We start from the raw sequence: 12,871 nt of genomic DNA on the forward strand, positions 1-12,871 counted from the left end.
GCTATTTATTGCAGATTCCTTTAAACGCACACCATTTACAGTTTTCGTTGTTTTTTGTCTGATAGAAGGGAATTTCCGGACTGAAAATCTCTTCTATCAGTTCATTGAACATTTCCGTAAACTCAGGTAGATATTCTGCAAGGTTACTAACAACTTTTTTATCTACTTTAATTGTGGGATTGAAATCTTTGAATACTTCCCGCAGATAGTAGACTGCCGGAGATAGCTCAACAGAAGGGTTCTCGAGCAGGTAGAACAGGCCATACACAAAAACCTGAAGTATCTGGCTTGGGCGTTTGGATTTGGAGTCATCAAACAGTTCCGGGATATCTTTAACAGTTGTCTTCCCTGCTCCGGTCTTATAGTCGATAATTCTAACAGAACCCCCTACTATGTCGATTCTGTCAATACTTCCCTTAAAGTTGACAGTAAGCTCGTCGTTCAACTTATACTCCCTGTTGAAACGATACTCAGAACTGATATAGGTGAATGGAGCAAACTGCTTATCTATATTTAATGTCTGCTTCACATAACTCCTCAGGATTTCACCTATAAGGTAGTACTGTCCTTCAAGCGGGCGTGGATTGTCACTGTCTTTAAAATAGTATTGTGCAAATGTTTTTTCAATAATAGCTGTGAGGTAGCTATCATCTTTTATTATCTCGTTGAGTACATCAATTGTCACTACACTATTTTTATACCTTTGATAGATTATCTCCATCAGGCGGTGGAAAATTGATCCGAACACGTCAGATTCAACAGATTCCTGTACTTCCGACTCCTCGGAGAGTCCCTCTATTGCTGTAAAGTAAAACTTTAGCGGACAATCAATATAGTTATTGATAAGTGATGCTGAAAGAGATTTACTTCCACCTTGACGGAATTCTCTTAGCTTCTCCATAATAATATCGGTTTTGTCAACTGACACAGGTGCAATCTGTGGTGTTGTAACATCATAAGTTACAACACGCTCAGAGATATCAAAATAGTCGTTATAGAGGTACTTCAGCTGATAGAAATAGCGACTTACTTCACCCGACTGCAAACCATCGCTTCTTGTATCGTAGAGTAGGTAAATGTTTTTGGGGCGACTGATCATCCTGTAGAAGTGATATGCATATACACTATCCTGGTGCTCATAAACAGGCAGTCCGAACCCTTTACGTAAAGTGATTGGGATAAATGAGTTGGCACTATTCTTCAGTGGAAATACACCCTCATTAAACGAGAGAATTATCAAATTCTCAAAATCAACAGCCCTAGTTTCGAGTACACCCATAACCTGCAGTCCAGACAATGGTTCACCCTTGAAAGAGACAGTAATATTGTGTGCCAGCTTCTTGAGAAGTCTGAAGTATGTATCTATACTCATATTTCCGGCTTCACTCAATGTATCCTGCAATCTTGTAACAGTCTTATAATACTGAACTATAAACTCACGCTCCAGATCGTCGGTACCTGCACTACTCATATCTGCATCAATCTCCTCCTCTACCGATAGATCACCCGGTTGCATTTTTTCCATATCAGCATGCTTCTCCGCGGTTAAACTATTATATAGAGTAGACAATATTTCATGCAGATATCCGCCAATCTTACGCCAGTCGTCAATAGGTGTAAATATAAGTCTTAGCAAACTGTTTGTAGGAATTTCAGAAACAGGAACAACTATCCTGTTATATTTGAGAATATGACTTTTGAGCTGTTCAGAATCTGGTCCGGCAGATCTGCTCACCAAAGGGTGATTAAGAACAGCATTTACATAACGGTGATAAAAAGCATCTTCCCCATTCCATTTTCTCAGGTTTTGCTGCATTAAAGAGAGATGATTTATAAGTCCCGCTATTGATGAATTAGACAAGCTATATCCCATTGTTACATTTATTTTGTCTATCTCTTCAGGAATAGAGTAAAGTACAGGTAAAAGGAGATTCTCATCAGGAAGAACAATTGCCGTATTAATAGCCTCATCCGGATCAGCAATATCATTTGATTTAATCAGATCCTGAATCACCTGAGTTATAAATTTAGCCTGTCCCACGCCAGAGGGAACGCCAATAACCTCCATCTTTGGCTTAATATCAGAAGAGTTGTCAGCAATTTCAAACCTGGAGGGGAAACGAGTCAGATTTTCCTTCACCCTCAACGAGGCACGGTTAAGTTCATCATGAACAAATGGAGAATCGTAGTCCCAATAAAAATCAGCTTTGCCTATACTTTTCAGATGCTTCAGCAGAACCATTTCTGAAGGGGTAAGCGCATTTAATCCCACAAAAACAAAACCATCAGACTGCCACTCATCAACCTCCCTGTCTTTAATATTTTCAGCTACATCTCTAAAAATCATCCCCTCATATGCATGCCCTCTTTCAAGCAATTCTGTTCTGAATGAATCATATAGCTCATATAGTACCTTCCATGTTTCATGAAACTTCTCTTTTGTCTTACTGCCCTCAGCAGGCATGAAGTTTGACCAGAAACGGCGAAGTGCCTCTATCTGATTTTCATCTAGATGAGAGAGATCATCATCGAGAGATCTGAAATTATGAACATTCCTGAAAAGCTGCTTCGCATCTGCCAGATACTTATCGACATCATCAAAATCATTCAACAGCATCTCACCCCAAAAAAGGAAATCGTCGAACGTTTCGTCCGATCCGCTAATCTTTACAAAATGTTTGTATAGCATTACAAGCATCTCAATTCTATCAGCAGGCAGTAGTGAAGAAAGTGAAGAAAAAAGCTCCTGAATTGTAAGCATCCTTGGAGAAAACAGTGGCTTCCCGGCTATCTCTGCAAGATACTTCTGGAAAAACATTGCAGCACGACGATTTGGGAATACAAATGTAAGCTTGTACAGATCAAAACTATACTCACGTAAAAAAACTTCAGCTACTTTATAAAGGAAAGGGGTCATATATATTTTTGCAGGTTACATTACTAATCTCCTTACCTACAAATTTAGTCAATATCTTTTATGTAAAAAGAATATTAATGCATTAACAATCTACATAAACAATTTTTTTCTATAAATTTGTCGGTAATAGCAACCACAACCTAATGACAAGGGGAGTAAATTTTTCATACATAGCCTCTCTATACGATGAATATCTAAACAGTATGTATTCATACGCTATTCATATGGGTTTTAATGAACAGACCGCGATGGATGCTATACACGATGTGTTCTATAAACTCTGCATCAATCAATCGGTACTAAATAATATTTCAAACCATAAATCATACCTGTTAAGAGCGCTAAGAAACCGTCTGATAGACATAAATCGTTCAGACAGAATACAGACAGTTGAAAATACAAAAAAGGAAGAGGATGCTGAGAAGCTTACATTTATGCTTAATGTGACTGTTGAAGATGAACTGATTGAGAAAGAGGCTCAGGATGAGATCAGGCATAAAGTTGAGGAGTATCTTAAAAAACTGAGTGACAGACAGCGGGAAATCATATATCTTAGATTTATAGAGGAACACAGCTATGAGGAGATTGCAGAAATTATGAATATATCTGTGGAATCATCAAGAAATCTGATTAGTAAATCTCTCAGCAAATTAAAAAATCAGAATCTGTTGACATACATTTACTGATTTTATAACCCATCCTATATTACAATAAATCGACCTTAATTGTTAAATTTAAGCAGTTATTCATTTTTCTTTCGAAAAGTGATGATATTTTTTGAATTTAATCGTCTATTATTAAAAGCATCTTAATATACCAAAATGAGAAGCTGTCATTTTTAACATTTTGACTAATGGGATTGAATACAGAAAACAATAAATATATCAATTACCTGAAAGATGAGAAGTTTATTGAGTGGAAACTGCTTCCTAATGATGAGCTGAATAATTTCTGGAGTGATTTTGTAAAAAGCCACCCGGAAGAGAAGGAGAATCTGGAGCTGGCAGACCAACATTTTCATAAAATAAAACTATCTTATTTTGAAATCCCTGAAGAAAAAAGGGTTGAACTGAGAAGGCGACTTAAAAGCTCAGTAGAGAGTTTCAACAGAAAAAGAAGATTAAGAAATTTAGGATATGTTGCAGCTGCCTGTATATCGATTTTGATTATTTCACTTATTTACTTCCAGAGAGGATTTAACCAATCAGCAGATGAGGCTGTTTTTTCACCGGGTTATATTGTAGGGAGTGAATTGGAATCGCAGGATATAATTTTATCGTCAGGAAATAATGTAACCTCTTTTCAGGAAAATATAGATATTCATATTCAGAATGGTAACAGTGCCCGCGTAATAACAGGCGAGAGTGGAGAAAAGGAGGTTAAAATTGCCGATAATACTATGAACAGGCTAATAGTTCCTTATGGTAAAAGATCCAAGATTATATTATCAGATGGAACAAAGGTTTGGCTTAATTCCGGTTCAATTCTTGAGTTTCCTTCTATGTTTGAAGGAAGCAACCGTACAGTTACAATATCAGGAGAGATGTATATTGAGGTGGCTGAAGACAGCAAGCACCCATTTGTAGTTATTGCCCCGGAATTTAATGTGCAGGTACTTGGTACCAAGTTTAATGTAACAGCATATGAAGGCTCAAGCTCATCAGTTGTCCTTGTTGAAGGAAGCGTAGAGCTCAAGTCGTCCGCAGCAAAAGAAGAGATCATTCTTGCACCTAACCAGCAGGCATTACTTTCTGATTCCGGCACCTTCAACAGAAGAGATGTTGACGCCGGTCTTTACACCAGCTGGAAGGATGGTTACCTAACATTTAGCGATACACCCATCATGGAAGCATTAAAACAGATTGAGAGGTATTACAACCTTTCATTCAATTTTGGTGATAATGTGTCATTTGCAGGTTCAGAATGCACAGGTAAAATTATCCTTTCGGACAACCTGGATAATGTGCTGACTGCTCTTTCACTTATCTCTTCCACAAATTATAAACGAGAGAATAATTCAATATTTATCTACAAAAATTAAAACTTATGCCTATGTAAGACAAAAAATGACCTCAAAAAAAGTCGAACGATAGTGCGAATATCGTCCGACAAAGAATTCTAATTACCTAGTATAAAAATAATTAAAATCATACAAATATATGAATAATAACTTTATTGAAGGGGAAAGCCCGGTCGATAATTTAAAACATCTGCTGATAATAATGAGAATAACATTTTGCTTTTTGTTCCTTGGCATTCTGCTCGCACAGGCTGCCCCGGGTTATTCACAGGAGACCGAATTAAATATAGATCTCAAGACTGCATCTATTCAGGAAATACTTGCTGAGATTGAAAGTGAAAGCAATTTCCGTTTTATTTTTGACAGCAATGCAAGGAAGATTATTGGGAAGAGAGTAACTCTATCTGATAATACTCACAAGATTGAGGATATTCTTGATGAAATACTTACTGCTACAGGACTTACGTATAAAATTCTTGATGATCAGGTAGTAATTTACCAGAATGAGGTCATGCAAGCTACGAAAGAAATTGCAAAGACTATTACTCAGATTGAACAGCAAAAAAAGAGAATCTCAGGTAATATAACCGATCAGGCAGGTGAGGCAATCATAGGTGCAAATATTATTGAGGTAGGCACTACAAATGGTACTGTTACTGATATTGATGGTAATTACTCACTGGATGTGGAGGATAATGCTACAATTCAGGTGAGCTACATAGGTTACCATGATCAAACGATAAACACTTCGGGAAGGACAAGCATTAATATTGTTCTTGTGGAAGATACTAAAGCTCTGGATGAACTGGTTGTGATTGGATACGGTACTGTCAGGAGAGGTGATGTGACAACTGCAGTTTCGACTGTTTCTCTGGATGACCTTAATGAGAGACCGATAGTATCGGCAGCTCAGGCAATACAGGGAAAAGCTGCAGGTGTGAATGTTTACAGACCTAGTGGTACACCGGGGGGAGAAATGGTTGTACGTGTCCGTGGTACTACCTCTTTTAATGGTAGCAACGACCCGCTATATGTGGTTGACGGGGTACCTGTGGATAATATTAATTTCCTCTCTCCAACAGACATTTCAGGTATACAGATATTAAAGGATGCTTCTTCTGCTGCTATCTACGGATCGCGTGCAGCTAATGGTGTTGTATTGATAACTACAAAACAGGCAAGCAGTGAGGCTAAGATCTCTGCAACTGTTCAAATGGGTGTAAGCAATGTAAGCAACCCTATTAAATCGCTTAACGCACGCCAGTATAAAGAGCTTATTGATGAGATTCGTCCGGGCGCCATTCCTGAGGGGACTACTGACAGAACCGACTGGTTTAAAGAGGTGTATGGAACTGGTATTACTCAAAATTATCAGCTTCAGGTATCAGATGGTAATGAGAGATTGCGTTACTTTGTTTCGGCTGGTTATCTTGACGAACAGGGTGTTTTAAGCTCAGCTTTTTTCCGCAGATTTAACTTCAGAAGTAATGTGGAGAGCCAGATAAGAAAATGGCTTCATTTTGGGGTAAACGTTTCATATTCAGACAATACAAGCAATGGTGTAACAACAGGTCAGGGATCTAACCGCGGTGGTGTTGTTCTTGCTGTTGTAAATCTTCCTACCTCTGCATTGATCAGGAATGAGAGTACAGGACTATACAACCGACTGTTTTACGGACAAAACATTGCAAACCCAATAGAGGAGATTGAGAATGGAAGAAACAATAAGAATAATGAGAACAGACTTATTGGTTCTGCAAATATGACATTTACTTTTTCGCCTCAGTTAAATCTTAAGTCGACTTTTACAATTGACCGCCGCAATGGTAAGATTACAGGTTTTACACCTCCATCGCACGGATCTGACAGAGATGACTGGGGTAATGCGTGGGATACCCGAAACATGAATACCTTAATGGTATTTGATAATGTTATGACATATAAGAATACATTTAATGAAAGGCATAATCTGGAAGTGATGGCTGGTAGTTCATGGACCGATTCTCAATGGTCGCAGAGCTACATAAACGCTTCTCACTTTAAGGATAGTTCGATCAAAACATTAAATGCTGCAAATAAGATTGCATGGGATAATACAGGTTCAAATGCATCGCAATGGGGAATATTTTCACTGTTTGGGCGTGTATCCTATAACTTTGACAGCAAATATCTGATGACTTTTAATGTTCGTGAGGATGGATCTTCGAAACTGCATCCTGATCACAGGTGGGGCACATTCCCTTCACTTTCTGCCGCATGGCGTCTCTCTTCTGAAGAGTTTATGGAGGATGCTGACTGGGTATCTGATTTGAAGCTAAGAGGTGGTTGGGGTCAGACCGGTAACCAATCGGGTATTGGTGACTTTGCTTACCTGCAGAGATATAATATCACCAGACAGGCTTGGTTTGAGACAGGCAAAACAGATGCTCTTCCTCTTATTACTCAGGCTAACCTGAGAACAACTGACCTGAAATGGGAAACCACCAATCAGTTTAATGTGGGTGTGGATGCAACTCTTTTCAACGACAGGCTTACATTGGCTATGGACTGGTACTACAAACGTACTGAAGATATGCTTATGTATGTTTCTCTGCCTTCAGGAGCTGCTGCAGCCACTCAAATTGTGAGGAATGAGGGTGAGATGACCAACAGAGGTTTTGAGTTCAGCGCCGATTCTCGTAACATGACAGGAAAATTCAGCTGGGACACTAACTTCAATATATCATTTAACAGAAACAGGCTGGAAAGTCTTGAGCTCCAGCAGATATACTACGCTGCCGAAACTACTCAGGCATTCCATCAGACACGTGTTGTTAGAAATGAACCGGGAAGACCTCTTGGTGGATTCTACGGATATATAAGTGATGGTGTTGATCCTGAAACTGGTGAACTGATGTATAGGGATATAAATGAAGATGGCAGGGTGACTGCTTCGGATAAAACCTATATTGGTGATCCTAATCCACTTTTCACTTATGGATTAACTAACACTCTATCATATAAAGGATTCAACCTTAATATTTTCCTCCAGGGATCAATAGGCAACGATATATTCAATGCTTCGAAAGGCGATACAGAAGGTATGTATGATTTAAAAAATCAGTCGGTTGAAGTACTTAAGCGCTGGCGTACACCAGGGATGATAACAGATATACCAAAAGCCGGTTTTAATCTTCAGCCATCGAGCTACTTTGTTGAAGATGGAAGCTATCTTAGAGTAAAAGATGTATCACTCTCATATAATTTTAGAGGAAACCTCTTGAACAGAGCAGGAATTTCACGGCTTCAGCCTTTTGTAACTGTAAGCAATCTTTTGACAATTACTAAGTACAGCGGTATGGACCCGGAAGTAAACCAATGGGGTAACAGTGGTGCTGTTCAGGGAATTGACTGGGGAACATATCCTCACAGTAAAACTGTTGTTTTTGGTATTAATCTTGAATTTTAAAAAAGCTATTAGTAATGAAAAAAATAAATATAATTTCAATCATATTTGCTTTATTGCTGGCTTCCTGTTCTCTTGATTATGAGCCGCTGGATACATACTCTGATCTTACTGAGGGTATGAGTGATGACAGCGTGCAGGTTGTATTTAAGGATAAAGCTGCTGTATTATCGCACAGACAAACGCTGACTGATCTGTTTAAAAACGGACAGGAACACTGGTATCTTGATATGTTACTGCTTGCAGAATCACATTCTGATAATGCATATGCAGGTTCACCCAACGCTGAGACAACTCCGTTTGAGGTTAACTCTATTGAGGGTTCTAATACCAATCTAAGACGTGACTGGAACGGGCATATGGGTAATATAGCTCAGGCTAACAAAATGATTAACAATGTTGATCTGGTAACAGATGCTTCATTGACCGCAGCAGAGAAAGCTCAGTTTAAGGCTGAAGCTAAGATACTCAGGGCAATGATTTATTTTGATATGGTTAGGATTTGGGGAAATGTTCCATTAGTTATTACCTCTGCAGGTGATATTACTTCAGAAACGATTAAGGATGTTTATCCCGCCTATTTCCCGCCTCAGGTGGATGCTCTTACCATATATCAGCAGATTGAGGAGGATCTTCTTGAGGGTTTACAGAGTGCACCGGTAAATGATCCTACTGACAAAACTAAGTTTACAAAATCTGTTGCTCGTGCTCTGCTTGCGAAGATGTATGCCGAAAAGCCTTTACGTGATTATGATAAAGTAATTCAGTATGCTGATGAGCTTGCAGCCGATGGATTTACTCTTGAAACTGAATATAGATCTCTTTTTGATGTAGTTTTAACTGATCCCAACTCTCCCCCTTCTCAGGAAAACAGGGCAATAGAGGCAAAGACAAGAAACAGCGTTGAGAGTATTTATGAGGCTCAGTTTTTCCCAGGTAATGCTAACTGGGTGACATGGATGTTTGGAAGACCACTGGATGACTGGAATTTCTACTTCACATGGCTTAAGTGGATTACTCCTTCACGTGACCTTATAAAAGCATTTACCAGTGAGCCTGGTGACAAGAGGTATGAACAGACAGTTGTATTTTATCAGACCGACTGGAGTGTTTATTATCCTGCAGATCACTATGCGTTTATGTACAAGACACGCAGTGCATACAACAGTATTATTAAAATGAGATATGCTGATATTCTTCTTTTAAAAGCTGAGGCTTTAATTGCAAAAGGGGATTATAGTGGTGCTGCACAAATAATAAATCAAACAAGACGCAGAGCAGGGTTATCAGATCTGCCAACATCGGCATCGGCTAGCAGGGAGTCTATTCTGGCTGCTTATTTGAAAGAGAGACGACTTGAGCTGGCTCTTGAAGGTCATCGCTGGTTTGATCTTGTAAGACTTGATAAAGTTGAAGAGGTTATGAATGCAGTTTATGCTAAGGATGAAGGACGTCCTGCTCAGGCATATCCTTTTACAAGCTTATCTTACATTCTTCCTATTCCACAGGATGTGATAGATCAGAATCCTAATCTTGTTCAGAATCCGGGATACTAATTTTATGAACTATTCATTCTAAAAAAGATAATTTATATGAAGCATATATATAATATTTTAATAATAACCGGAATTATTGCACTGCTGTTTATATCGTGTGATGAGGAATATGGACCACGTAAAGAGTCGGTACCTGAATTTAAATCTGCTGCTGTTAGTCCAACCACTTTTACATTTGGTGACTCGGTGACTTTAACAGCTTCAATTATTGATCCGGCTACTAATCTATCTGAGCTGCTTTATGAGGTAGCTGACGGAGGGAGAGTTATCACTTCGGGAAGTATCCCTCTTGATGGTGACACTGCTAATATTACTGCATCAATCTATATACCTTTATTAAAAGATCAGGCTAACGGTGTACAGTTGAAATTTAATCTGATTGCGAGGAATGTGCTTAAAGGTATGACTTCGCATACAATAGAAGGTATTACCGGAAACAGACCTCAGTATGCTCAGCTTTATCTTGTAACCGATAATGGAACAGTTATAACACTTCTTCCAGGGGACAATAATAGTTTTGGGAATGAGGGCCTAACGCTTGACCCATCTTTTAATTTCAAAATTGCTGAGAAATTGCATGCAGATAAAAGCATCGATTATAGTGGCGATGTTTATGGTAATGTTAATGGAAAATTAGGGCTTATTACTGAAAATGGTGAATCGGTATTTGTTTTTACTCCAAATGTAGATTATACAAAAGAGTTTGTCTTTAATAATCTTACTTTTAGTGTAACTGCGGTGGGGGATAACCTGGGAGCAGATGATATCTCTTTGAGCAGTTTCGGTAGTCAGGATATTGAGAATGAAACTTTCCATACTTTGACCCGCACGTTGGAGAATAATAAAACATATACCGTTTTTGGAGCATTGGGTGATTCACAGAATATATACAATCCTGATTTCTTCGAGAGAGTTTCAGAAAGTAGTGTTAAGTTTCTGGGTAAGACCGGTGAATATACTATCTATTTTAATCCTGTGAGAAAAAATGTGTTCGTGGGTACAGAGAATCCTTCATATCCTGATTATTTGCTGGCTTGTGGCTGGGGACTTGGATATCCTACAAACGTAACTTCTGAAGAGATAGGTGCTGTTTATTCAGGTCATGGACGCACTCACACCAGCTGGGGTTTTGGTAATGTACTGAATTATGTTCTTCTGCGTCAAATAAGTGAAGGGGTTTATCAAGGCACTTTTTATACACCTGGGGATCATGACAGATATGCCGGATTTAAACCTTTTGAAAATACTGGCTGGGGTAATGAGAAGAAAGCGGGTGACTTTACTTTCACAGGTGAACAGATAATAAGTGGAGATAACGACTGGACTATTGCCAATGGAGAGAATGATCCGGTGGTGGAACCTGCTAACTACAGATTTACTATAAATCTCAATACTAATACTGTAAACATTGAAAAAATAATACTATAACAAAATGCAAATAATACATTCATTTAAATTGATTTTACTTGTTCTTGCACTTTGCAGCTGCTCTTCGTGTGAAAAAACAATACCAGATAATAGTAATGGAGAAGAGCCTGAATTACCAAAAGGAGATGTGACTATATATGTTACAACCAACAATCGCTCTCAGGATTTCAAAAAACAGGCTGCAGATTTCAGCAGTAAAAGTAATATGTCGCCTACAACCATAAAACTTAATCCCGCTGAAAGGTTCCAGACAATGGATGGATTTGGAGCTGCTATAACCGGCTCTACTGCATTCAATCTGATGAAGATGACGAAGGAAAACAGAACCAAGTTTCTGAAGGAGACATTCTCTCCTACAGAAGGTATGGGACAGAGCTATGTGCGAATTTCAATTGGTTGCTCCGATTTCTCTTTGAGCGAGTATAGTCTTTGTGATACTCCTGGCATTGAGAATTTTGGACTTACTTCTGAAGAGACTGATTATGTGATCCCGGTGTTGAAAGAGATATTGGCTATCAATCCTGATTTGAAGATAATGGGATCTCCATGGACACCGCCGCAATGGATGAAAGTGAATAACCTCACTGATCTGCAGCCGTTCAACTCATGGACCAGCGGACAGCTAAATCCTGCATATTATGGTGATTATGCGACATACTTTGTGAAATGGATTCAGGCAATGAATCAAAATGGTATTAAAATATACTCGGTAACTCCTCAGAACGAACCTCTTAACAGAGGTAATTCAGCATCTCTATATATGGGATGGGAAGAACAATTTGAGTTTGTACAAAATCATCTTGTTCCTCAATTCAAGGCAGCTTCATTGAGCACAAAAATCTATCTGTTTGACCATAATTATAATTATGATAATATGGCTGACCAGAATGGTTATCCTATGAAGATTTATGATGCAGGAATTGATTCAGATGTGGTGGCAGGTGCTGCTTATCACAACTATGGAGGTGACAAGGCTGAATTATTGAAAGTGCAAAGCAGGTACCCCGAGAGAGAATTGGTATTTACTGAAACTTCAATCGGGACATGGAATGATGGTCGTAATCTTCAGGTAAGACTGATTGATGATATGCGTGAGGTTGCACTGGGTACTGTTAATAATGGTTGTAAAGCAGTCATCGTATGGAATCTGATGCTTGATACAGAAAGAGGTCCAAATCGTGAGGGGGGCTGTCAGACCTGCTACGGAGCTGTTGACATTGATATTTCAGACTTCTCTACTATCACCAGAAATTCGCATTATTACATTATAGGGCATCTTTCTTCAGTAGTGAAACCGGGTGCTGTAAGAATAGGTACAACTGGATTCTCTGACCCTGGGTTTATTCATTCTGCCTTTGAGAATACGGATGGTACTTATGCAGTGGTATTATTAAATAGTACTTCAGCCTCAAAAAGTATTACACTTGATGATGGAAAGCAACACTTCACTTACGAAGTTCCTGCTAATTCGGTGATCTCTTATAAATGGAATAAATAGTAAACAG

At 38.7% G+C, this 12,871-nt stretch carries 7 protein-coding genes; 6 read left to right on the forward strand and 1 reads right to left on the reverse strand.

The features are described from left to right. Position 1 precedes the first annotated feature (1 nt). Positions 2–2,917 (reverse strand): PD-(D/E)XK nuclease family protein, encoded by a 2,916-nt coding sequence (locus BN1354_RS07555; protein WP_053826742.1) that lies wholly within the window; start codon positions 2,915–2,917, stop codon positions 2–4. Between the two features lie 143 nt (positions 2,918–3,060). Between BN1354_RS07555 and BN1354_RS07560 the strand changes: the two genes are divergently transcribed. The 6 genes from BN1354_RS07560 (at position 3,061) to BN1354_RS07585 (ending at position 12,864) form a co-directional block, all read left to right on the forward strand. Next, positions 3,061–3,603 (forward strand): RNA polymerase sigma factor, encoded by a 543-nt coding sequence (locus BN1354_RS07560; RefSeq protein ID WP_053826743.1) that lies wholly within the window; start codon positions 3,061–3,063, stop codon positions 3,601–3,603. 167 nt (positions 3,604–3,770) lie between these two features. Further along, positions 3,771–4,958: a FecR family protein gene (locus BN1354_RS07565; RefSeq protein WP_052673073.1), complete on the forward strand. Its 1,188-nt coding sequence runs from the start codon at positions 3,771–3,773 to the stop codon at positions 4,956–4,958. A gap of 490 nt (positions 4,959–5,448) precedes the next feature. Beyond that, the gene (locus BN1354_RS07570; RefSeq protein WP_154904867.1) at positions 5,449–8,385 is read left to right on the forward strand and encodes a SusC/RagA family TonB-linked outer membrane protein; all 2,937 of its coding nucleotides are present in this window, start codon (positions 5,449–5,451) and stop codon (positions 8,383–8,385) included. Positions 8,386–8,399: 14 nt separating this feature from the next. Further along, complete coding sequence (locus BN1354_RS07575) at positions 8,400–9,938, forward strand: RagB/SusD family nutrient uptake outer membrane protein (protein WP_053826744.1); 1,539 nt, start codon at positions 8,400–8,402, stop codon at positions 9,936–9,938. Between the two features lie 36 nt (positions 9,939–9,974). After that, positions 9,975–11,366: a cadherin repeat domain-containing protein gene (locus BN1354_RS07580; RefSeq protein ID WP_053826745.1), complete on the forward strand. Its 1,392-nt coding sequence runs from the start codon at positions 9,975–9,977 to the stop codon at positions 11,364–11,366. Between the two features lie 4 nt (positions 11,367–11,370). Next, a complete protein-coding gene (locus tag BN1354_RS07585; RefSeq protein ID WP_053826746.1) occupies positions 11,371–12,864 on the forward strand; it encodes a glycoside hydrolase family 30 protein in 1,494 nt (497 codons plus the stop codon). Positions 12,865–12,871 lie beyond the last annotated feature (7 nt).

Source organism: Lascolabacillus massiliensis (genome assembly GCF_001282625.1).
Taxonomy (GTDB): domain Bacteria; phylum Bacteroidota; class Bacteroidia; order Bacteroidales; family Dysgonomonadaceae; genus Proteiniphilum; species Proteiniphilum massiliensis.

Excerpts from the sequence above, each read along its gene's own strand:
- BN1354_RS07560 (WP_053826743.1), top strand. The coding sequence starts at position 3,061 with ATGACAAGGGGAGTAAATTTTTCATACATAGCCTCTCTATACGATGAA.
- BN1354_RS07580 (WP_053826745.1), top strand. The coding sequence starts at position 9,975 with ATGAAGCATATATATAATATTTTAATAATAACCGGAATTATTGCACTG.
- BN1354_RS07585 (WP_053826746.1), top strand. The coding sequence starts at position 11,371 with ATGCAAATAATACATTCATTTAAATTGATTTTACTTGTTCTTGCACTT.
- BN1354_RS07555 (WP_053826742.1), bottom strand. The coding sequence starts at position 2,917 with ATGACCCCTTTCCTTTATAAAGTAGCTGAAGTTTTTTTACGTGAGTAT.
- BN1354_RS07565 (WP_052673073.1), top strand. The coding sequence starts at position 3,771 with ATGGGATTGAATACAGAAAACAATAAATATATCAATTACCTGAAAGAT.
- BN1354_RS07570 (WP_154904867.1), top strand. The coding sequence starts at position 5,449 with ATGCAAGCTACGAAAGAAATTGCAAAGACTATTACTCAGATTGAACAG.
- BN1354_RS07575 (WP_053826744.1), top strand. The coding sequence starts at position 8,400 with ATGAAAAAAATAAATATAATTTCAATCATATTTGCTTTATTGCTGGCT.